A 21,589-nucleotide genomic window follows, 5' to 3' on the forward strand; every position below is an offset into this window, starting at 1 on the left:
CCCGCGCAGGGCGCATGCCCCGCCGCCGGGACCGGTCAGTTCATCTGGAAATGCAGCGAATAGGACCCGTCCTCGAACGTGCCGAACAGGTCAGGCACGTCGGGATGATCCACTGGTTCGCCCGAGTAGTCGGCGATCAGGTTCTGTTCCGAAACATAGGCCACATAGTAGCTGTGGTCGTTCTCGGCCAGCAGGTGGTAGTAGGGCTGTTCCTTCGCCGGGCGGCTTTCCTCGGGGATCGCCTCGTACCATTCGTCGGTGTTGGCGAATTCCGGATCGACGTCGAAGATGACGCCACGGAAGGGATGCTTCTTGTGACGGACGATCTGACCAAGATTGTATTTTGCGTGCGTCTTGTACATTTCTTCGTGCCCTTTCAAAGGCAGGTTTATCCGTTTTTGCCCACCTTTGTCCATGCGGAGTGAGCCGGAAGCCGGGCGCAAAAGGGAAACAGTCTGTGAACTTCCGCCCCGAATTCCCGGTAAATGACGCTGTCCCGCCTACTTGGAACGCCGTTCACGAGAACATGTTTCCAAAGCGGGCGTTTTCAGTGTAGATTCAACAAAAAACAACACCGTTTGAGGCAAATGAGCAGATCTCTGATAGCGGTGGTCGGACTCTTGATGCTGGCGTCGTGCGGCGGCGGCTACAAGGCACCACCGAGAAACCTAGATGACGCATGCAGCATCGCTGACGAGCGTCCCAAATACATGCGCGCGTTCAAACGAACGGAGAAGCGCTGGGGTGTGCCTGTGCATGTGCAGATGGCCACCATCCATCAGGAAAGCCGCTTTCGCGCCGACGCGCGGACGCCATTCCAGTACACGCTGGGTGTGATCCCCATGGGCCGGATGAGCAGCGCCTACGGCTACAGCCAGGCGCTGGACGGCACGTGGGACGAATACCGCGAAAAGACCGGCAACCGCCGTGCCAAGCGCGACCGGATCAACGATGCGACGGATTTCATGGGCTGGTACATGAACCAGACCAAGACCCGGAACGGCATCGCCCTGACCGACGCGCGCAACCAGTACCTGGCCTACCACGAAGGCCACGCCGGCTATGCGCGGGGGTCCTACAACAGCAAGACGTGGCTGGTGGCCGTTGCCAACAGGGTCGACAAGCGGTCGAAGATCTACGAAGTGCAGCTCAGGTCCTGCCGGTAATCACCGGCCGGACGAGCGTTTCGGCCCCGTGAACAGGCTGCTGGGGAGCGACATGCCCGTTTCCAGCGCGCCAAGGATCACGGTCGTCCGCTGGCCCGAGGAATCGTTGATCACCCATTTCCGCAGTTCCACCGGATCGCCGGTGAAGAACAGGTCGATGCTGCCGTAATCGGGGTTGGCGGGATCCTGCGCCGTGACCACCGTCGCGGTGCCGTCGAACCCGTGTCCCATGACCATGTTGGCCCGGGTCAGGTCCGGGTTGCCGTCCAGCACGATCGACAGCGGCGTGCGGTTCAACGGATAAGTCTCCGGACCCTGGTTCGATTTCGGATCGTGGATTTCGACCGCGCCGTTGCGCGACAGGACCGTGGCGCCGTTGGGCGGATCGTATTCAAAGCGCATCTTGCCGGGGCGCGAGATCCACAGCTTCCCGGTATCCAGCGTCCCGTCCGAATTCACCTGCGTGAACGAGGTCTGCGCCGTCTTCAGCGCGCGCAGGTAGGACGACAGTTCCTGCAGGGACAGCTTTTCGGCGGCGGCCAGGGGAGAGGCCATCAGGATGGCGGTCAGGGCCGCCATGAGAGCAGTGCGAAACATCCGAATTCCTTGATCGGGCCGGGAGGCGTTTCCCCCTAGATAGGGTGGCAGGCCCGCGCCTGCCATGGTCAGCCCTGTTCGGGCACCAGGATCTCGCGTTTCCCGACATGGTTCGCCGACGATACTACCCCCTGATCCTCCATCTGTTCCACCAGTCGCGCGGCCTTGTTGTAGCCGATGGCAAGCTTCCGCTGGATATAGGAGGTAGAGCACTTCCGATCCTTGATCACGATCGCGACAGCCTGATCGTAAAGCGCATCTTCGCCATCGGTATTGCCGCCCAGGCCCAGAACCGCGTCGATGTTGCTTTCGGCATCCTCGTCCGGTCCTTCGACCACGCCGCCGACATAGGTGGGCGGCCCGAAGGTCTTCAGGTGGCTCACGACCTCCTCGACCTCCTCGTCCGACACGAAGGGCCCGTGGCACCGGGTGATCCGCGCGCCGCCGGCCATGTAGAGCATGTCGCCCATGCCCAGCAGCTGCTCGGCCCCCATTTCGCCAAGGATCGTGCGGCTGTCGATCTTCGACGTCACCTGGAACGAGATCCTTGTGGGGAAGTTGGCCTTGATCGTGCCTGTGATCACGTCGACCGACGGGCGCTGCGTGGCCATGATCAGGTGGATGCCCGATGCCCGCGCCATCTGCGCCAGACGCTGGATGCAGGCCTCGATCTCCTTGCCCGCGACCATCATCAGGTCGGCCATCTCGTCGACGATGACGACGATATAGGGCAGGCGTTCGGGGGCGAATTCCTCGGTCTCGAAGACGGGTTCGCCGGTGTCGTCGTCAAAGCCCGTCTGCACGGTACGGCTGAACATCTCGCCCTTCGACAGCGCGTCCTCGACCCGGCCGTTATAGCCCTGGATGTTGCGGACGCCCATCTTGGACATCTTGCGATAGCGTTCCTCCATCTCGCCCACGACCCACTTGAGGGCGACGACGGCCTTCTTGGGATCGGTGACGACAGGGGACAGCAGATGCGGAATACCGTCATAGACGGATAGTTCCAGCATCTTGGGGTCGATCATGATCAGCCGGCATTCGTCCGGTGTCAGCTTGTACAGCAGCGACAGGATCATCGTGTTGATCGCGACAGACTTACCGGACCCGGTGGTCCCTGCGATCAGAAGGTGGGGCATCTTGGCCAGGTTCGCGACGATGGGATCGCCGCCAATATCCTTGCCCAGGGCCAGCGGCAGCGGCATGGAGCTGTCGCCGAAATCGCGGGTGGACAGGATTTCGCGCAGCACGACCTTTTCGCGGTTCTCGTTCGGCAGTTCGATCCCGATCACAGACCGGCCCGGCACCGTGGCGATACGCGCCGACAGGGCCGACATAGACCGGGCGATGTCATCCGCCAGCCCGATCACGCGGCTGGCCTTCAGGCCCGGCGCCGGTTCCAGTTCGTACATGGTGACAACGGGGCCGGGGCGGACGCTGACGATCTCGCCCTTCACGCCATAATCGTCGAGCACGCTTTCCAGCATGCGGGCGTTTTCTTCCAACGCCTCATCGGACAGGTGGTGACGCTCGATCACCTCGGGGCTGGTCAGAAGGCCAAGGGGGGGCAGGTCGAATTCGCCGTGGCTGTCTTCGAAGGCCAGCCCGGGCTGCGCTTCGGCCGAGGCGCGGCGCGAGGGCGCCGGTGCCTTGCGCTGGGTGTGCTGGACGACCTTCTTGGGCTCGGGCTGCGCGATCCGCGCCGACATCTGCGGCCTGGGTTCGGACAGGGGCAGCGGGGCCTCGTCATCGCCGGAATCATCGTCATCCATGTCGTCGGGGTCGTGGACGATACCCATCGGATCGTGATCGACAGGCGCATAGCCCGAGGCATCGCGAATGATCGGCCGGGCCGCGGGGGCGGCCTGCGCCGGCGCGTCGGGCGTCATGGCGTCATAGGCCTCGTCCATCTCAGGCTCGGACGGCATCTCCGCGTCATATGGCTCGTACATGTCCGATGCGGACGGCATCTCCGGCGCAGGCGGGATTTCCGATGCGGGCATCAGCGGATCGGGTGCGGGCCCTGCATCACCGGTCAGCGGCGGCTCCGAGCGTAGCGGGCCCGGGCGGCGTGTCACGTCCAGCAGCAGCGGCTGGGGCCTCCGCCCGCGGCCCTTGGTCAGCGGGCGGTCGGCATAGTCTTCGACGTCCGGTGCGGGCTCGGGCGCAACGCCGGACCGGGCGCGGATCGCATCCGCGATCTTGGCCTTGATCCGCTCGCCGCCCGGCATCTCGTCGCCATGGTCGGGCGGGTAAGATTCGACAAGCTCGGGCTCGGGCATCGGATCGGACTGGCTGGCCCGCCGGATCAGGGAAATCAGCCCACCGCCGCGCGGCTGGGGCGGCTCTTCGACCGGAGCGGACGGCGCGGCGGCAGGTGCCGCCCCTTTCGGCGCAGGCGGCACGGCCGACAGGGCCGGTTTTTGGACAGGCGGCGCGTCGGGCGCCGCGGCCATTTCGGGTTCGGCAGCAACCTTTGCCGTCTTCGCAGGCATCCGCGCACGCGACACGCTGCGGCCGACAAACTGCAAAAACCCATTGTAGCCCAGCACCAGCGCATAGAGCGCCATGCGCAGACCGCGCCCGATGTCCTTGCCGGTGAACCCCAGAACGAAGGCCCCAAGGAACACGCAGCCTGCCCCAAGCGCCAGTGACACGGCCTTGAGCGCGAAGCTCGTCTCGAACGGCAGGGCTGTCAGCAACACGCCCAGCACGACGTCGCCCCATTTGCCGCCAAGGCCCGCGTCCTGGGCCGCGATCCATGCCGCATCCGGAACCAGCGTCGCCGCATAGGGCGCGGCCAGCAGGAAAACGAAGATCGGCGCAAAGATCAGCCGGGCGGCGCGTTCGTCGCCCAGATGGAACATCATCCGCACGCCCCAGACCACCAGAAGCGGCACGAAGGCCCATGCGGCCACACCAAGGAAGAACACGAGATAAGCCGCGATCGAGGCCCCGAACCGCCCGGTCCAGTTCTGCACCGGCGCGTCGGTCGAGATCATCCAGTTGGGATCGTCCACCGAATAGGTGGCCAGCATCACCGCAACAAGGCCGGACAGCAGCACAAGCGCCAGCCCGATCAGCTCGCGCCCCCGCTTCTGCAATGTGGCCTGCATTTCGCTGTCGAACAGCGGATCCCGTGCCCCTGTGTTATACGCCATGCGGTCTTGCGGCTCCCTACGTGTACAAACAGTCGCGCAGGGCCGTCAGCCCGCGCACCATCTCGGTCTTTTCGGCCACCATGGCGACCCGGACATAGCCCGTTCCCGGATTGGCGCTGCCTTCGCCTTGCGCGAGGTAGGCCCCCGGCAGTACGCGCACGCCGGTCTCCGTCCACAGCTTCAGCGCGGCGGCTTCCCCGTCGTCGACCGGCAGCCACAGGAAGAACCCGGCTTCCGGTCCCTTGTAGCCCTGCACGGACCCTAGCACATCGTCCGCCGCCAGGTACTTTTCCCGGTAGAGCGCCCGGTTCTCCTCGACATGCACCTCGTCGGCCCAGGCCCGTGCGGCGGCGGCCTGCAAGGGGGCCGGCGGCGGTGCGCCGGAGTAGGCGCGGAGCTGTTTCATCCGCGCGATATTCCCGGGCCCCGAAACGGCGAAGCCGGCGCGAAGCCCCGGCAGGTTCGACCGTTTGGACAGCGAATGGAACGCCACGACCCGGTCGGGATCTGTGCCGCGGGCATCACACACCTCCAGAATGCCCGTTGGCGCCTGATCCCGATAGATTTCGGAATAGCACTCGTCCGCGAAAATGCGGAAATCGTACTGTTCGGCCAGATCCAGCAGATCCGACCAGTATTCGGCCGTCGCCACGGCCCCCTGGGGATTGGCCGGCGAACAGATATACAGCGCGACCGTCCGGTTCAGGATCTCCGGCCCCAACGCGGCGTAATCCGGCAGATAGCCCGTGGACGCGGTGGCCGGGGCAAAGACCGGTTCGGCCCCTATGGAAATCGCGGCGACCATGTAGACTTGGTAGAACGGGTTCGGCGCCACGATGACCGGGCGCTGGCCGTTCTTATGTTCCGGCAGCAGCGCCATGGCGACGTTGTACAGCCCCTCGCGCGATCCGTTCAGCGGCAGGACCTGCGTCGCCGGATCCACGGCCATGCCGTAGCGCCGGGCGATCCAGCCGGCATAGGCCGCGCGCAGCTCGTCTGACCCGTCATTGGGCGGGTAGCTGTTGAACCCTGCGGCATGCTCGACAATCACGTCCGTCACCCAGGACGGAAAAGCGTGCTTCGGCTCGCCGATGGTCATGTGAATGACATCGCCGCCCGGCGCATGCGCGTCGAGAAGTTCCCGCAAGCGCGGAAACGCATAGACCGGTAGGTTCGAAAACCGCTCGGGGAAATCCATCTGTACTGCCTCGGATACGGGATCGTTTTCGCCCCGTTTGGACGCAGAGTACCGCGACGGCCTGTCCCGGTCCAGTTCTTCGTGCCCGCCGGGGGCCGATTGTGGCAATCAGGTCAGAGCCTTCTCGGCCGCCGCCCCGATCCTCAGCAACCGCTCTTCCGAGCCGGGCGCGCCCATGAACGAGATGCCGCAGCTTGGCGTCCCCGACGGCAGCGTCAGCGCCGCCAGACCCATCAGGTTGGCGACGCGGGTGTTGCGCAGGGCCATCAGGTTCGTCTTGACGTAGAAATCATCGTCGGTCAGCAGCCGTTCCAGATTGGGCGGCATGATCGGCACCGTCGGGCACAGAACCGCGTCATAGCCCGCCGTGGCGCGTGCCCAGACGCCCTGCACCTCCTGCATCTTCAGCCGGGCTGCCACGAAATCGGCCGACGAGACATTCTGCCCCTGCCGGAATCGCTTCAGGATCTCGTCGAACATCTTTTCGGGTGCGGCCTCGATCTCCTCCCGCCAGATGCCATAGGCCTCGCCGGGATAGAGCACCGGCGACAGCATCATCGCCTCTTCCAGTTCCGGCACCACCAGCGGTTCGATCTGCACGCCCGCCGCCTTCAGGCGTTCCACCGCGGCCTCGAAGGCCGTGCGCGGGGCGTCGTCGATATTGTCGTAGACCGATGTCTGGAGCACCGCCATCCGCAGCCCCTTGATCCGCGCGCCGCGCAGGTCGGCTGGCGTGCCGCCTTCCAGCAGGGCCAGCGCAAGCGCCGTATCCTCGACCGTGCGGGCCAGCGGGCCCACGGTATCGAAACTGTGGCAGAGCGGGACGGTGCCCTTCAGGCTCAGCCGTCCATGGGTCGTCTTCAGGCCCACAAGGTCGTTCCACGCTGCGGGCACGCGCACCGATCCGCCGGTGTCGGAGCCTATGGCCAGCGGCGCCAGCCCGAACGCGACCGATGTCGCAGCCCCGGAGGATGATCCCCCCGGCAGGGCCGTGCGGTCATTCACGCAGGGCGGGGTTTCGGTGGTCGGGTTGTAGCCAAGGCCGGAAAACGCCAGTTCGCTCATGTGGGTCTTGCCCAGGCAGATCGTGCCCTGCCCGGTTGCCGTAACAAGAACTTCGGCATCGTGATCCGGAATGCGCCCTTCCAGCAGGGCCGATCCGGCTTCGGTCGCCACGCCGGCCGTGTCGAACAGGTCCTTCCACGACACCGGCACACCGTCCAGCGGCGACCGCCGCAGGCCCAGCCGGGCCCGGTCAGATGCTGCGCGCGCCTCGGCCAGGGCACGGTCGGGCGTCAGGCGGGCATAGATCCTGTCCTTCAGATCATGGCGTTCGATGGCATCCAGGAAGGTTTCCGTCAGCGTGACGGGGTCAATCTTCCCGCCCGCAATCCCACGGCCCAGATCCGCGGCGCTCATCGTCAACCAGTCCTGCATGTACCTGTCTCCTTCGGTTCCGGCCGGACGGTAGCGACAGCGCTGCATATGGACAATGGCGCAGGCAGACGCATATTCCACGGTATGGAAAGCGATAGCGACATCCTCATCATCGGCGGCGGTCTGAACGGCCCGGTCCTGGCCCTGGCGCTTGCAGGCGCGGGCCACAGCGTGACCGTGATCGACGCCCTGCCCGCCCCCGTGCGCCACGATCCCGGCTTCGACGGCCGCGGCTACGCGCTGGCCCTGGCCAGCCAGCGCTTGCTGGCCACTTTGGGGCTCTGGCCCGCGGTGGCGGCCGAGGCACAGCCGATCCTCGAAATCCGGGTGACCGATGGCCATGCAGGACAGGGCCCCGGCCCCTTCTGGATGGGCTTCGATCATGCCGAGATCGAGGAAGGCCCGATGGGCTACATGGTCGAAGACCGCCACCTGCGCGCCGCCGTGCTCGACGCGGTCGAAGCCAGCCCGAACGTGACACCGTTGAACGGCCGGCAGGTCGTCTCGCAGGATGTTGGGCCCACGGGCGTGACCTTGCAGCTCGACGACGGCACCAGCCTGTCGGGCCGCCTGTTGATCGGGGCCGACGGCCGCGGCAGCGGCACCGCCACCCGCGCCGGGATCCAGCGATTGACCCGCAGCTACGGGCAGACGGCGCTGGTCGCGGCCATCGGCCACACGCTGCCCCATGGCGGCACCGCGCATCAGTTCTTCCTGCCGGAAGGGCCGCTGGCGATCCTGCCGCTGACGAGCGACCGGTCCTCAATCGTCTGGACGACGTCGACCGAGGCCGCGACCGAATTGCAGGCCCTGAACGACGACGATTTCCTGACCGCCCTGCGTCCCCGTTTCGGCGACTATCTTGGCGATCTCTCCCTTGCCGGCGCGCGGTTCTCCTACCCGCTGGGCCTGACGCTGGCCTACGACTTCACCGCGCCGCGCGTGGCGCTGGTGGGCGATGCCGCGCACGGGATGCACCCGATTGCCGGGCAGGGGTTGAACGTGGGGCTCCGCGATATCGCCGCACTGGCCGAGGTTCTGACCGACGCCAAGCGACGGGGCGAAGATATCGGCGCGACCGATGTCCTGTTGCGCTACCAGGAATGGCGCCGGTTCGATGCCGTGTCGCTGGCGATGGCCACCGACGGGTTCAACCGGCTCTTCTCGAACGACAACCCGCTTCTGCGCATGGGCCGCGATCTGGGCATGGGGCTGGTCCAGTCCCTCCCCGGCCTGCGACGAACCTTCATCCGCGAGGCAGCAGGCCTGTCCGGCACCCTGCCCCGGCTGATGCAGGGCGACACCCTCTGAGAATCGGATCGCCCGCGGGACGCGAGGCCGGGGCGGCATCGCCGGTCCGGCCGTTGGGGTGGGCGGGCGGGCGGGCCGGGGGCGATCCGCGGCCCGACGCCGCGCCAACGCCTGCCTAGTCCAGCACCCGCGCTTCATCGATCAGCATGACGGGAATGCCATCGCGGATCGGAAAGGCCAGCGACGCAGGGCGCGATATCAGTTCCTGCCGCTCGGCATCGTATTCCAGCACCGCATGTGTCTGCGGGCAGATCAGCGCCTCCAGCATGTGCCGTTCGGCGGTCGCGCTCTCGCTCATTGCAGCCGTTCCTCGCCGTCCGACCGCAGCGTGTACTCGATCAGCGTCACCAGCGTCTCGCGACGTGTGGTCAGCGATGGTGCTTCCAGCAGCGCCTGTTTGTCCTCGGGTTCGAAATCCAGAAGCATCGACAGAGAGTTGATCAGCAACTCGTCTTCCGCCTCCTTCAGCGTCTCCCAGTCGGTATCAAGCTGCCGGGCCGAAAAGAACCGGTGCAGCAGTGCCATGAAAGACGGGCGGTCGAAACTTGTATCCGCTTCGGTGCGGCGAAGATCCCGTTCGAACCCCTCCCAAGTCACCTGCGTGCGGCGATAGGGGGTGAAGCCGGAAATCTCCTTCGCGATCCGGAAGCGCGAGATCCCCGTCAGCGTGATCAGGTAGCGCCCGTCTTCCGTTTCGGAAAACTGCGTCACCCGGCCGGCGCAGCCGATGGAGTGCAGGCTGTCGTCATGGCCCGGTACCGGGTTGGGCTGCACCATCGCGATCAGACGATGCGGCGTCTTCAGCACATCTTCCATCATCTGAAGATAGCGCGGCTCGAAGATGTGCAGCGGCAACCGCGAACGCGGCAGCAGCAGTGCCCCCGGCAAGGGGAACACCGGAACGATATCGGGGAGATCGGCAGCCTGAAGCATGACCATCAGTCTAGCCCGCCCATCCCATCAGGCAAATATCATCGACGAAAGCTTGCGCCGGCCGTTCAGAACCACCGGATCGTTGGGCTTCAGCGCGTCGAAAATGGTGAAAAGCTGCGTCTTGGCCGCGCCCTCATTCCACTCCCGGTCGCGCCGGAACAGCTCCAGAAGCTGATCGACCGCTTCTTCGACCTTGCCCGTCGCGTGCAGCGCCTGTGCCAGATCGAAGCGCGCCTGCATGTCGGACGGATCGGCGTCGACCTTCGCCTGGAGTTCCGCCACGGGGCCGACACCGGCCGCCTGCCGCGCCAGTTCCAGCTGCGCGTGGGCCGCTTCCAGTTCCGGGCTGTGCGAAATTTCCGCCGGCGCGCCGTTCAGGATCGCCTCGGCCTGGTCCAGATCGTTCATCGCGATATGCGACCGCACGAGTCCGCCATAGGCCCCGGCATGGGCCGGCTCTTCACCAAGGATCGCCGCGAAGGTCTGCGCCGCATCGGTGGCGGCCCCTTCGGTCAGCATTTCCTCGGCCGCGGCAACGGCCTCGTCCAGCCCGTCATCTGCCGTTTCGCCCCCGCCGGCCTTGACCACGCGGTCGACGAAGTCCTTCAGTTCGGACGCCGGCACGGCGCCCTGGAATCCGTCGATGGGCTGGCCCTGGTAAAAGGCATAAACGGTGGGGATCGACTGGATGCGCAGCTGGCCCGCGATCCCCTGCGCCTCGTCCACGTTCAGCTTGACCATCTTCACGGCGCCCTTGGCCGCCTTCACGGCGTCCTCCAGCATCGGGCCGAGCGTCTTGCACGGCCCGCACCATGGTGCCCAGAAATCCACGATCACCGGCACGTTCTGGCTTTCTTCAACCACGTCGGCCATGAATGTCGCTTCCGACGTGTCCTTGATCAGATCGTCAGCCGGTGCTGCCTGCGCGCCGCCCAGAATGTCCATCATCTCTCGCACTCCGCTTGAGGTCCCGTTCAGGGGTTTGAGCCGTATATGAAGCCTAAAGCCGCCAAAACCAAGGGGCGGTCCCGGCGTGCCATCGGATTTCCGGTCAGATGTCGAATGTCGCGAAGACCGGGGCGTGATCGGACGGCTTCACCGATTTCTTCTCGTCGATCGGCAGCTCCCATCCGCGCGCATCGCGCAGGACCCGGCTGCCATGGCCCGCGTTCGAAATGTCGGGCGTGGCCCAGATGTGATCCAGCCGGCGCCCCTTGTCCGCCGCCGACCAGTCCTTCGACCGGTAGGACCACCAGCTGTAGAGCAGCCCTTCGGGGATATCCTGCCGCGTGATATCGACCCATTTGCCCGCATCCTGCGTTTCGGCCATGTGCTCGACCTCGATCGGCGTGTGGCTGACGACCTTCAGAAGCTGCTTGTGGGACCACACGTCGTCTTCCCGCGGCGCGATGTTCAGATCGCCAACAAGGATCGCCTTTTCGGGGCGGTCACCATGGAACCAGTCGCGCATGCCGGTGAGGTAGTCGAGTTTCTGGCCGAACTTCACGTTCTTCTCGCGGTCTGGTTCATCGCCACCGGCGGGTACGTAGAAGTTGTGGATCGTCACGCCGTTTTCCAGCTGCCCGGCAATGTGGCGCGAATGCCCCAGCGCCGCGAAATCCTGATGGCCCACGTCGCGGATCGGCAGCTTCGACAGGATCGCCACCCCGTTATAGCCCTTGTCGCCGCGGGCGATCATGTGGGGGTAGCCCAGCGCCGCGAAGGCCTCGGTCGGGATCTTGTCGACCGGGCTCTTGCATTCCTGCAGGCACAGGACATCGGGCGCCTCGTCTGCCAGCAGCTTGCAGACCAGGGACTCGCGCAGGCGGACAGAGTTGATGTTCCAGGTTGCGATCGTGAAGGACATGAGGGGCACCGTTTTGTCGAAGGAACCGCTTGCAGACGAAGCGTCCGGCGGACCCTACCAGAGCCCGTCGCCGGCAGGAAACCGGTTCATGCTATTTTCCAGACGTCACGGCCCGGGCGCGGCGATTTCCCGTAATCCGCCTTGCGGCCGCGGCCGGTCACAGCGCCGCCAGCCCGCCGCGCACGAACCTGACCGCCATTTCGGCATATTCCGTCCGGCTCAGCCCGCGTCCCGGCCTGTGCCACATGTAGACCCAGTTCAGGATTCCGAAGATCGACATCGTCGCTGCGCGCACGGTGTCCTGATCCAGATCGGGGCGTTCGGCGCGCACCGCATCCGACATGCCCCGCACCAGCCGCCGTTGCAGGTCCAGCAGCGGCGCCTGAAGGTCTTCCGGCAACGCCTCCAGCGCTTCCAGCTGCAACTTGTGCGCCGCGTCCGCATCTTCGTAGACGTCCAGAAGCGCCCCGATGAGCCCCGGCAAGCCGTCTGCCTGCGCAGCCTCGGCCGCCTCTGCCAGTTCGGCCAGATGGGTGTGGAGGATGTCGTAAAGCAACGCCTCCTTCCCGTCGTAGTAATGGTAGATCAGCGCCTTCGACACGCCGGCCGACCGGGCCGCACCCGTCAGCGAGGCACGGTCGTACCCGTGCGCCGCGAAATAGCGCGCGGCGCCGTCGCGCAACTTTTCGCGCTTTTCGTCGTGATCGCGTGCCAGTCCGCGTGCCAACGGCCCGCCCCTCAGCCGTCCTTGGGACGGTTGTCGACGATGCGCACCGCCTTGCCCTGGCTGCGCGCGACGCCGCCGGGATCGGACACCTGAACGGTGATCGAGATGCCCACCGAGGCCTTCACCCGATGCGCCAGATCCTTCGCCGCCGCATCGCGCGCCGCGGCTTCGGCATGGGTCGGGGCGGCCTCGGTCAGCACCGTCAGCACGTCCATCCTGTCGGGACGGCTGAGTTCGATCTGGAAATGCGGCGCCAGCCCGGCGACGCACATCAGCTGCTCCTCGATCTGGGTCGGGAAGACGTTCACGCCGCGCAGGATGATCATGTCGTCGGACCGGCCGGTGATCTTTTCCATCCGCCGCATCGACCGTGCCGTGCCGGGCAGAAGCCGCGTCAGATCGCGGGTGCGGTAGCGGATGATCGGGAAGGCCTCTTTCGTGAGAGAGGTGAAGACCAGTTCGCCCACCTCGCCATCGGGCAGGACCTCACCCGTTACGGGATCGATCACTTCGGGGTAGAAGTGATCCTCCCACACGTGCAGGCCGTCCTTGGTTTCGACGCATTCGTTGGCGACGCCGGGCCCCATCACTTCGGACAGGCCGTAGATGTCGACGGCGTGCATGTCGAAGGCCTGCTCGATCTCCAGCCGCATTGCGTTGGTCCACGGCTCGGCCCCGAAGATCCCGACCTCCAGGGGAGATTCGCGCGGGTCCAGCCCCTGTGCCGCGTATTCATCCAGGATCGATAGGGCGTAGGAGGGCGTGACGGTGATGCCCTTCGCCCCGAAATCCTCGATCAATCGCACTTGGCGCTGGGTCATGCCGCCCGAAACCGGAACGGTCGTCAGGCCGAGGTAATCCGCTCCCAGGTGGATCCCCAGCCCGCCCGTGAACAGGCCATAACCATAGGCATTGTGCAGGATATCCCCGGGCCGCATCCCCGCAGCGCGAAGCGACCGCGCGACGACCGAGCCCCAGACCTGCAGATCGTTCTCGGTGTAGCCCACCACCGTGGGCTGCCCCGTCGTGCCGGAGGACGCATGGATCCGCTTCACCTGCTCTCGCGGCACGGCGAACATCCCGAACGGATAGTTCGCGCGCAGGTCCTGCTTCACCGTGAAGGGGAACCTGGCCAGATCGGCCAGGCTTGTGATGTCGTCCGGATGCACCCCCGCAGCCTCGAAGCTTTGCCTGTAGAACGGAACGTTCTCGTAGGCATGGGCCACCGACCACTTCAGCCGGTCCAGCTGAAGCGCCGAAATCTCGTCCCGCGACGCGATCTCGATCGGGTCGAGGCTTTCCTTCGGGGGTGTCAGGTCTTTCATGCAGCTTTCTCCATCAACAACGCGATGCCCTGCCCCACGCCGATGCACATGGTGGCGATGGCGCGGTCCATGTCGTTGTCCGACATCGTGATGGCAGCGGTCAGCGCCAGACGCGCGCCGGACATGCCCAAGGGGTGGCCCAGGGCAATCGCCCCGCCGTGGGGGTTCACGTGATCGGCGTCATCCGGCAGGCCAAGCTGGCGCATCACGGCAAGGCCCTGGCTTGCGAACGCCTCGTTCAGTTCCACCGTGCCGATATCGCCGATCGACAAGCCATGACGGTCCAGCAACTTCTGCGTGGCCGGTGCAGGCCCGATCCCCATGATCCGCGGCGGCACGCCGACGGTGGCCATGCTGGTGATCTTGGCCTTGGGTGTCAGCCCGTATTTCTCGACCGCCGCTTCCGACGCGATGATGATCGCCGCCGCGCCATCGTTCACCCCCGACGCATTGCCCGCGGTGACCGAGCCATTCTCGGCAAAAGGCGTGGGCAGCGCGCCCAGTTTTTCAAGCGTGGTCTGGCGGGGGTGTTCGTCCTTTTCCACGACAATCGGATCGCCCTTGCGCTGCGGGATGCTGACGGGCGTGATCTCGCGCGCCAAGCGCCCGCTGGCCTGTGCCGCCGCGGCACGCTCCTGCGAGCGCATGGCGAAAGCGTCCTGATCTTCGCGGCTGATCTGGAAGTCCGTCGCCACGTTTTCCGCCGTTTCCGGCATGGAATGGGTGCCGTAGGCCTTGTGCAGCGCCTTGTTGATGAAGCGCCAGCCGATGGTGGTGTCGTAGATTTCCGCGTTGCGCGAAAAGGCCGTGTCGGCCTTGGGCATGACCATGGGCGCACGGCTCATGCTTTCCACGCCACCGGCGATCACGATATCGGCCTCGCCGTTCTTGATCATCCGCGCGGCGGTGCCCACGGCATCAAGACCCGAGCCACACAACCGGTTGATCGTTCCGCCCGGCACCGTGTCCGGCAAACCGGCCAGCAGCACGGCCATGCGGGCCACGTTGCGGTTGTCTTCCCCGGCCTGGTTGGCGCAGCCCATCAGGACCTCGTCGACCGTCATGTTCGGATGGTCGGCCATCAGGACCTTGATCACATGCGCCAGCATGTCGTCGGGGCGCACCTTGGAAAGCGCGCCGGCGAAACGGCCGATGGGGGTGCGGATACCGTCGCAAAGATATGCGGTTGTCATGAGAGGTCCTCCTCGAAATGCTCGCCCTTGATGATGCGGCTCAGGCCACGGAACAGTGCCACCTGACGACTGTCAGCCCCGGTGACCTCCACGTCATACACGCCCGACCGCCCCGAAAGCGAGACCTCGTGCGCAACCGCCACCAGCCTTTCGCCACCACGGCCGGGCGACAGGAAGGTGATCTGGTTCTGTTGCGCCACGGCAAACCGGTTGTGGCTGTTGCAGGCAAAGGCAAAGGCGCTGTCGGCCAAGGTGAAGATGTACCCGCCATGACAGATCGAATGACCGTTCAGATGATGATCCTGCACGTCGAAGGACATGGTACAGGTTCCGGGGCCGACAGCGTCCATCGTCATCCCCAGCCACTTCGATGCGCGGTCGTTTGCCCACATCGCAGCCGCACTGCGTTCGGCCCGCTCCTGTGGCGTCATGCGTGCATCCTCCCTCTCTCCTGACCGACTCAGTTGCACAAACCCGACCGTACGGTCAAGAGTATTGCGTTTTGGGTTCGTGGCTGTAGTGTCGGCGGCAAATCGGGGAGGATTACCATGCTGAGACCTGAAAGCTTTGCCGCGGGCAAATGGATTGCACCGGGCACAGGCGCGCGCGGCGTTATCGGTCCCGTGACCGGGGAAAAGATCGCCGAGGCCGGCGGCCCGCCGCCCGATGCGCAGGCGATGCTGGACTGGGCGCGCAACGTGGGCGGCCCCGCCCTGCGCGCGATGGGCTTTCATGACCGCGCGCGGCTGATCAAGGATCTCGCGCAGTACGTGGATGGCCGTAAGGAAGAACTTTACGCGCTGAACCCGCTCACCGGCGCGACCCGCCGCGATGGCGCCGTCGACATCGAAGGCGGCATCGGCACGATGTTTGTCTTCGCCTCGAAAGGGCGTCGCGAGCTGCCCGACGGGCAGGTCTATGTCGATGGCGGCACCGAGCGTCTGTCGCGCGAAGGCAGCTTCATCGGCCAGCACATCGCCGTGCCGCTGCGTGGGGTCGCTGTCCACATCAACGCGTTCAACTTCCCGGTCTGGGGGATGCTTGAGAAACTGGCCCCCGCGATCATCGCCGGGGTTCCGTGCATCGTGAAACCGGCCACGCAGACCTGCTACCTGACTGAAGCGTGCTTTCGCATGATCATCGAAAGCGGCATCCTGCCCGAAGGCGCGGTACAGCTTGTGGTGGGCGGCGTCGGCGACATGCTCGACCGCCTTGGCCCGCAGGACGTGGTGGGCTTCACCGGCTCGGCCTCTACCGCCGAAGGGCTGCGGGTGAACCGCCACCTGATCCACAATTCCGTCCGCTTCCATTCCGAACAGGACAGCCTGAACGCGACGATCCTTGGCCCCGACGTGGCCGCGGGTTCCCCCGCCTTCGACCAGTTCATCAAGGAAGCGGCGACCGAGATCACGGTGAAAGCCGGCCAGAAATGCACCGCCATCCGCCGCATTATCGTGCCACAGCAGCGCATGGGCGACGTGGCCGAGGCGCTGCTGGCCCGGTTGGCCAAGGTGACGGTGGGCGACCCCGCGTCGCCCGACGTGCGCATGGGCGCGCTGGCCTCGGGCAGCCAGAAGGCGGACGTGCTCGACAAGCTGTCCCGCCTCGCGTCCGAGACGACACGCCTGACCGGCGACCCTGAGGCGCCCGACCTGATCGGCGCAGGGCCGGAGGGCGCCTTCCTCGCGCCCACGCTCCTGCAATGCGACGATCCCGACGCCGCGCAATGTGTCCACACGATCGAGGCCTTCGGCCCGGTCTCGACCCTGATGCCCTACCGCGATGTCCCGCACGCCGCGTCGCTCGCCAATCGCGGCGGCGGCTCGCTGGTCGCCTCGCTGGTCACGGACGATCCCGCCGTCGCCCGCGACGTGACACTGGAGAGCGCCGCCTGGCACGGGCGGATCTACATCACCGGCGCGTCGTCGGCGAAGGAGGCGACAAGCCACGGCGCGCCCCTGGCACAGATGGTCCACGGCGGCCCGGGCCGCGCCGGCGGGGGCGAGGAACTGGGCGGCATCCGCGGCGTCCTGCATTACATGCAGCGCACCGCGATCCAGGGCAGCCCGGACGTGATCACCGCGATCACGGGCCAATGGCAGACCGGTTCGGCCGAGGTCAAAGGCCCCGACCACCCCTTCCAGCGCACGTTCGACGAATTGCAGATCGGCGAAACGCTCCACACCGAATCTCGCCCGGTGACGCTGGACGACATCGAACACTTCGCCCAGTTCAGCGGCGACACCTTCTATGCACACATGGATGAAGAGGCCGCACAGGCGAACCCGTTCTTCCCCGGCCGCGTGGCCCATGGCTACCTGCTTTTGTCCTTCGCCGCGGGGCTCTTCGTACAACCCGATCCGGGGCCGGTCCTGGCCAATACCGGGCTCAACGGGCTCAGCTTCCAGAAACCCGTCAGCCCCGGCACGCAGATGAAGGTGCGCCTGACCGTCAAGCGAAAGACCCGCCGCACGCCGACCTATGGCGAGGTCGCGTGGGACGTGACGCTCTTCGACGAAGACAACGCGCAGGTGGCGAATTACGAGCTTCTGACCATGGTGGCCTATTCGCGCTGAAGGGATTCACGTTTCCGCCGAAACGCGCTAAAGCGGCGCGATGGATCCGCTCGAACCCCTTGTCAAAGCGCTGCATTCCGAAGGCCGCCTGCGCGTCTGGTCGCTGGTGATCACGGTCTTCGGCGACCTTGTGCAATATCGGGGCGGGGTGATCACGACAGGGCAACTGGGCGAGATCCTGGGCCGCGTCGGCGTGGAACCCGGGACGCTGCGGACAGCCCTGTCCCGGCTGGCCCGGGACGGCTGGGTCGAAAGCGAACGCGACGGGCGGATCAGCCGATATAGGCTGACACCCGAAGGCGTGGCCGAATTCGCGCCCGCCACCTCCCGCATCTACGCCGCACCGCAACGCGAGCCGGTGAAACGCTGGGCCGTCACCGTGCGGTTGGGCCCGAACGGCAGCCCCGAAATCCGCCTGCTCCCGTCCGAGGCAAAGGACGACGGAAGCGACCTGCGTATCGACGGAACCCTGTCAGGCATGAGCCCGGCCTACCGCGCGGCGCTTCTCCCCGATGACCGGCGCGCGGCGCTCGGCGCCCTGGCCCGGGACCTCGCAAATTTGCAGGTCGTGCCGAAAGACCCGCTGGATGCAGCCGCAGCACGGATGCTGCTGATCCACCGCTGGCGCCGGATCGTGCTGCGCTGGCCCGACATCGCGCCCGAACTGATGCCGGACGACGCGCCCCTGACCGACCCGCGGGCGGATGTCGCGGCGGCCTACCGGCGGCTCAGCCCGAAGGCGGAACGCTGGCTGGGCCTCGATTGGGGATCCGAGACGGCGCACCGCGCGGCCATGGGCCGTTTCGGCGGACTTGATTTGTAACGGTTTTGGCGCAAGTCTGAACGCATGACAGTTCAGCACCCTACCCCGATGCGTCCTTTTCAGGCTCCCGAACAGATAGCCTTCCACCGGACCGAACTTTCCATCATCCTGTCCCTTTACGGCCGCATGGTCGCCGCGGGCGAATGGCGCGATTACGGCATTTCGTGCCTGCGGGACGTCGCCGTCTTCTCGATCTTCCGCCGCACCGCGGAAAACCCCCTCTACCGGATCGAAAAGCGCCCCAAGCTGCGCGGCAAGCAGGGGCAGTACGCGGTGATCGGCATGGACGGGCAGATCCTGAAGCGCGGGCAGGACCTGAAGACGGTCTTGCGGGTTCTGGAACGGAAGATGATCCGCGCGGTCGAGTAGCGGCCACGTCGAGGGGGCTCTGCCCCCGCCGCGCCTGCGGCGCGCCCCCCCGAGGTATTTCGGGACCAAAGAAATCAGGCGCCCGGGCTTCTTCTCTTTCGAAATACTCCCGCCGGAGGCATCCGACAGGGAAGCGCCATGAGGCCGCGCAGACCTGGGTTCCGCGTCAGAGCGTTCCGAACGGCAGATCGAGCCGACGGTGCGCCGTGACGGGGCCGTCGCTGGCAGCGATCCGGGCGATGGCGGCGTCGGCATGTTCGTAGGCCACTGCCATGTGGTGCCCGTTGGCATGCAAGAGCGCGTCCGGCGCCGAGACCCAGGCGACATGGCCCTTCCAGAAGATCAGGTCCCCGCGGCGGCGCGGCGCGCCGGGGGGCAGGAGTGTGCCCATCTCCGCCGCCTGCATGTCGCTGTCGCCCGGGCAGGGGATGTTGCAGGCTTGGCAGGCGATCTGGACAAGGCCCGAGCAATCGATCCCCTCGCGGCTGTTGCCACCCCAGACATAGGGCGCGCCCAGAAGCCGGGCGGCGACGGCAACGGGATCGGCTTCCGGGGCATGATCCGGGCGGAGATGGGCGAGGGGGATGTAGCCGTCCTGGGTTCGGGCAAAGCCGGCTTCTTCGGCTTCGACGACCACACGGGCGTTGAGCGAGAGGGCCGGGCCAGCGTCGGATCTTGCGCCGGGCTCATGATAGAGCCGCGTGCCGGGGGCCGACACGCGGTGGGTCGGGGAGCGAGGTACGCCAAGCGCCGCGGTTTCGATATAGCCCACGTAGGCATCGTCACCGGTTTCCACGAAGCTCCAGCCCGCGTGATCCTCGTAGACCGTGACCGGCGCGCCGTAGAGCACCTGCCGGTCGCGCGCGCCTTCCGGCGTGCGGCAAAGATCGGTCAGCGGGTGGACAACCGTACGCGGTTCGCCCTTGACCCGGGGCAGGCCTTCGGGCGCGTCGGCCAGATGCGCCGCGGCGACGCGGCCATTGGCGGGCCAGCGGCGCGGGTCGGTCACAGCTTCAGGATGCCGGGCAGGGCGGCGAGTATCGCGCGCGGTCCCTGCCCCAGCCCACCCTTGGGCCGGGCCGGCGCATTGGCGGGCGACCAGCTGTAGACGTCGAAATGCGCGTAATCGCCGTCGCCCGCAAAGCGGCGCAGGAAGAGCGCGGCGGTGATCGCCCCGGCAAACCCGCCCGACGGCGCATTGTCGAGATCGGCATGGGCCGGTTCGATCTTCAGCTCGTAGGGTTCGTGGAACGGCAGGCGCCAGACAGGGTCGGCGTGAAGCGGTGCTGCGGCCGACAGGGCCGCGGCGAAATCATCGCTGTCGGTGAAGAAGGGCGCAAGGTCGGGACCCACCGCAACACGTGCCGCGCCTGTCAGGGTGGCCATCGAGATCATCAGGTCCGGGTTTTCTTCCGCCCCCAGCGCCAGCGCATCGGCCAGCACCAGTCGGCCTTCGGCGTCGGTATTGTTCACCTCGACCGTCAGACCCTTGCGGGAGGTCAGGATGTCGCCCGGCCGCATCGCGTTGCCCGAGATCGCGTTTTCCACCGCCGGGATCAGGACGCGCAACTGCACCTTCAGGCCCAGCGTCATGATCATCTTGGCCAGGCCCAGCACGTTGGCCGCACCGCCCATGTCCTTGCGCATCAACAGCATGCCGGTCGCCGACTTGATGTCGAGCCCGCCGGTATCGAAACACACGCCCTTGCCCACCAGCGTCAGCTTGGGCCCTGTATCGCCCCAACGCATGTCAATCAGCCGCGGCGCGCGGGTCGAGGCGCGGCCAACGGCGTGGATCATCGGGAAATTGGCGTCCAGCAGCGCGTCGCCTTCGATGACGTCGATCTTGGCGTCGTGATCGCCGGCCACCTCGCGCGCGGAGGCTTCAAGTTCCGCCGGGCCCATGTCCTGCGCGGGCGTGTTGATCAGATCGCGGATCAGGACTTCTGCCGCGGCCATCGCCTCGATCCGGGCCGTGTCGATGCCCTCGGGCGCCCGCAGGCGCGCGCCCCACGGAGATTGCTCGCGGTAGCGGTCGAACCGGTAGCCCGTCATCAGCCAGCCGAAACATTCGACGGCAAGCGCGTCGCCTTCAAGGCCCGAGGCGATTTCGTAGATACCTTCCGGCAGGCTTTCGGCGCCCATGGCCAGAGCATATCGGCGTCGGGCACGTTGCCCGGCATTGGCGTAGCCCACCAGAGCCATGATCGGTGTGCCGTCAGGCCCCGGGACCAGCAGCGATTGGCCGCGCCCGCCCGAGAAACCGGAGGCCTTGACCCAAGCCTGTATAGCCGGCGTTTGCCCCGTCAGCCAGTCGTCGAACCCGTCAAGATCGATCACATGCAGCGGCAGCGCCGGTGCATCGGTTCGGTCGAACGTATAGGGGTCGATGGCGGTCATGGTGGCCTCGTGTCAGGGTGCGGGAAATCGATGGACCGCACCCTAGACCCGTGCCCTGCCGGCGGAAAGCCCCCGTAGCGTACTGCCGGTCCACGCCCAACCGTTTCAGACCGTCATGTGCTGGAGATCCCAGACCGCGGTCAACGAGAATTCACCGATCCGCATCAGCCGCGCCAGCACGGCGTCGAGCGCGATGTCGTCGCCCACTTCGATCAGGTCGGCCGCGTTTCGCGCCACGGTGGCCAGCTTGGACATGCCGACCTGGTCGGCAATGGCCGCGACAGACCGCGCACTTTTGCGCAGGCCCTCGAAATCGCCCGCGCAATGCAGCCGGGTGCAATGCGCCAGGCGCACCGCGAGTTCCTCGACCGCCCGACCGATCACGTCCTCGGCCCCGCGTTCGCCCAGCTGGTTGTACAGCCGCGTCATGCAGTCCGGATCAAGACGGACAGATTCAGACAGATTCAGGGTGATAGTATCAGTCACCGCACATTCCCCACTTTTTA

Annotated in this window: 21 protein-coding genes; 5 read left to right on the plus strand and 16 right to left on the minus strand. The window is 66.2% G+C overall.

Annotated elements, in window-relative coordinates:
- Positions 1–35: 35 nt before the first annotated feature.
- Positions 36–362 carry a heat shock protein HspQ gene (gene hspQ, locus D4754_RS00385; protein WP_121060532.1) on the minus strand — a complete coding sequence of 109 codons (327 nt, stop codon included), beginning with the start codon at positions 360–362 and terminating at the stop codon, positions 36–38.
- 225 nt (positions 363–587) lie between these two features.
- Here hspQ and D4754_RS00390 point away from each other — a divergent pair, with 225 nt between their 5' ends.
- Entirely contained in the window at positions 588–1,166 is a 579-nt protein-coding gene (locus D4754_RS00390; RefSeq protein WP_121060534.1) for a transglycosylase SLT domain-containing protein, read from the plus strand.
- On the opposite strand, the gene D4754_RS00395 is transcribed toward D4754_RS00390, so the two are convergent.
- The 4 genes from D4754_RS00395 to D4754_RS00410 all read right to left on the minus strand — a co-directional run bounded on the left by D4754_RS00395 (position 1,167) and on the right by D4754_RS00410 (position 7,559).
- Positions 1,167–1,763, minus strand: a complete 597-nt coding sequence (locus D4754_RS00395; RefSeq protein WP_121060536.1) for a LolA family protein — start codon at positions 1,761–1,763, stop codon at positions 1,167–1,169.
- 68 nt (positions 1,764–1,831) lie between these two features.
- Complete coding sequence (locus D4754_RS00400; RefSeq protein WP_121060538.1) at positions 1,832–4,924, minus strand: DNA translocase FtsK; 3,093 nt, start codon at positions 4,922–4,924, stop codon at positions 1,832–1,834.
- A 16-nt stretch (positions 4,925–4,940) separates the two neighbouring features.
- Positions 4,941–6,122 carry an aminotransferase class I/II-fold pyridoxal phosphate-dependent enzyme gene (locus D4754_RS00405; RefSeq protein ID WP_121060539.1) on the minus strand — a complete coding sequence of 394 codons (1,182 nt, stop codon included), beginning with the start codon at positions 6,120–6,122 and terminating at the stop codon, positions 4,941–4,943.
- 108 nt (positions 6,123–6,230) lie between these two features.
- Entirely contained in the window at positions 6,231–7,559 is a 1,329-nt protein-coding gene (locus D4754_RS00410; protein WP_121060541.1) for an amidase, read from the minus strand.
- An 84-nt stretch (positions 7,560–7,643) separates the two neighbouring features.
- Here D4754_RS00410 and D4754_RS00415 point away from each other — a divergent pair, with 84 nt between their 5' ends.
- Positions 7,644–8,870 carry a UbiH/UbiF/VisC/COQ6 family ubiquinone biosynthesis hydroxylase gene (locus D4754_RS00415; RefSeq protein WP_121060543.1) on the plus strand — a complete coding sequence of 409 codons (1,227 nt, stop codon included), beginning with the start codon at positions 7,644–7,646 and terminating at the stop codon, positions 8,868–8,870.
- Positions 8,871–8,985: 115 nt separating this feature from the next.
- On the opposite strand, the gene D4754_RS00420 is transcribed toward D4754_RS00415, so the two are convergent.
- The 8 genes from D4754_RS00420 to paaI form a co-directional block, all read right to left on the minus strand.
- Entirely contained in the window at positions 8,986–9,168 is a 183-nt protein-coding gene (locus D4754_RS00420; RefSeq protein WP_121060545.1) for a Trm112 family protein, read from the minus strand.
- On the minus strand, positions 9,165–9,803 hold the full coding sequence (locus D4754_RS00425; protein WP_121061550.1) for an LON peptidase substrate-binding domain-containing protein: 639 nt from the start codon (positions 9,801–9,803) through the stop codon (positions 9,165–9,167). The genes D4754_RS00420 and D4754_RS00425 overlap by 4 nt, the downstream gene beginning before the upstream one ends.
- 27 nt (positions 9,804–9,830) lie before the next feature.
- Positions 9,831–10,748 (minus strand): thioredoxin, encoded by a 918-nt coding sequence (gene trxA / locus D4754_RS00430; RefSeq protein WP_420837188.1) that lies wholly within the window; start codon positions 10,746–10,748, stop codon positions 9,831–9,833.
- A gap of 106 nt (positions 10,749–10,854) precedes the next feature.
- Positions 10,855–11,670 (minus strand): exodeoxyribonuclease III, encoded by an 816-nt coding sequence (locus D4754_RS00435; RefSeq protein WP_121060549.1) that lies wholly within the window; start codon positions 11,668–11,670, stop codon positions 10,855–10,857.
- A 157-nt stretch (positions 11,671–11,827) separates the two neighbouring features.
- Positions 11,828–12,397, minus strand: coding sequence for a TetR/AcrR family transcriptional regulator (locus tag D4754_RS00440; protein WP_121060551.1), 570 nt, complete (start codon positions 12,395–12,397; stop codon positions 11,828–11,830).
- 11 nt (positions 12,398–12,408) lie between these two features.
- The gene (paaK, locus tag D4754_RS00445) at positions 12,409–13,722 is read right to left on the minus strand and encodes a phenylacetate--CoA ligase PaaK (RefSeq protein ID WP_121060553.1); all 1,314 of its coding nucleotides are present in this window, start codon (positions 13,720–13,722) and stop codon (positions 12,409–12,411) included.
- The gene (pcaF, locus tag D4754_RS00450; protein ID WP_121060555.1) at positions 13,719–14,915 is read right to left on the minus strand and encodes a 3-oxoadipyl-CoA thiolase; all 1,197 of its coding nucleotides are present in this window, start codon (positions 14,913–14,915) and stop codon (positions 13,719–13,721) included. The genes paaK and pcaF overlap by 4 nt, the downstream gene beginning before the upstream one ends.
- Entirely contained in the window at positions 14,912–15,346 is a 435-nt protein-coding gene (gene paaI / locus D4754_RS00455; RefSeq protein ID WP_121060557.1) for a hydroxyphenylacetyl-CoA thioesterase PaaI, read from the minus strand. The genes pcaF and paaI overlap by 4 nt, the downstream gene beginning before the upstream one ends.
- 117 nt (positions 15,347–15,463) lie before the next feature.
- Between paaI and paaZ the strand changes: the two genes are divergently transcribed.
- The 3 genes from paaZ to D4754_RS00470 are packed head-to-tail and all read left to right on the plus strand — an operon-like array spanning position 15,464 to position 18,683.
- Complete coding sequence (gene paaZ / locus D4754_RS00460; RefSeq protein WP_240453698.1) at positions 15,464–17,491, plus strand: phenylacetic acid degradation bifunctional protein PaaZ; 2,028 nt, start codon at positions 15,464–15,466, stop codon at positions 17,489–17,491.
- Between the two features lie 40 nt (positions 17,492–17,531).
- Positions 17,532–18,314, plus strand: coding sequence for a PaaX family transcriptional regulator C-terminal domain-containing protein (locus D4754_RS00465; protein WP_121060559.1), 783 nt, complete (start codon positions 17,532–17,534; stop codon positions 18,312–18,314).
- A gap of 24 nt (positions 18,315–18,338) precedes the next feature.
- Positions 18,339–18,683 carry a DUF2794 domain-containing protein gene (locus D4754_RS00470; protein WP_121060561.1) on the plus strand — a complete coding sequence of 115 codons (345 nt, stop codon included), beginning with the start codon at positions 18,339–18,341 and terminating at the stop codon, positions 18,681–18,683.
- 166 nt (positions 18,684–18,849) lie between these two features.
- Here D4754_RS00470 and D4754_RS00475 read toward each other — a convergent pair whose 3' ends face one another.
- The 3 genes from D4754_RS00475 to D4754_RS00485 all read right to left on the minus strand — a co-directional run bounded on the left by D4754_RS00475 (position 18,850) and on the right by D4754_RS00485 (position 21,512).
- Positions 18,850–19,692, minus strand: a complete 843-nt coding sequence (locus D4754_RS00475; RefSeq protein ID WP_121060563.1) for a C40 family peptidase — start codon at positions 19,690–19,692, stop codon at positions 18,850–18,852.
- Positions 19,689–21,083 (minus strand): leucyl aminopeptidase family protein, encoded by a 1,395-nt coding sequence (locus D4754_RS00480; RefSeq protein ID WP_121060565.1) that lies wholly within the window; start codon positions 21,081–21,083, stop codon positions 19,689–19,691. Before D4754_RS00480 ends, D4754_RS00475 begins: the two co-directional genes overlap by 4 nt.
- A 105-nt stretch (positions 21,084–21,188) precedes the next feature.
- Entirely contained in the window at positions 21,189–21,512 is a 324-nt protein-coding gene (locus tag D4754_RS00485) for a hypothetical protein (protein ID WP_121060567.1), read from the minus strand.
- Positions 21,513–21,589: the final 77 nt, after the last annotated feature.

Source organism: Chachezhania antarctica (assembly GCF_003646465.1).
Taxonomy (GTDB): Bacteria; Pseudomonadota; Alphaproteobacteria; order Rhodobacterales; family Rhodobacteraceae; genus Chachezhania; species Chachezhania antarctica.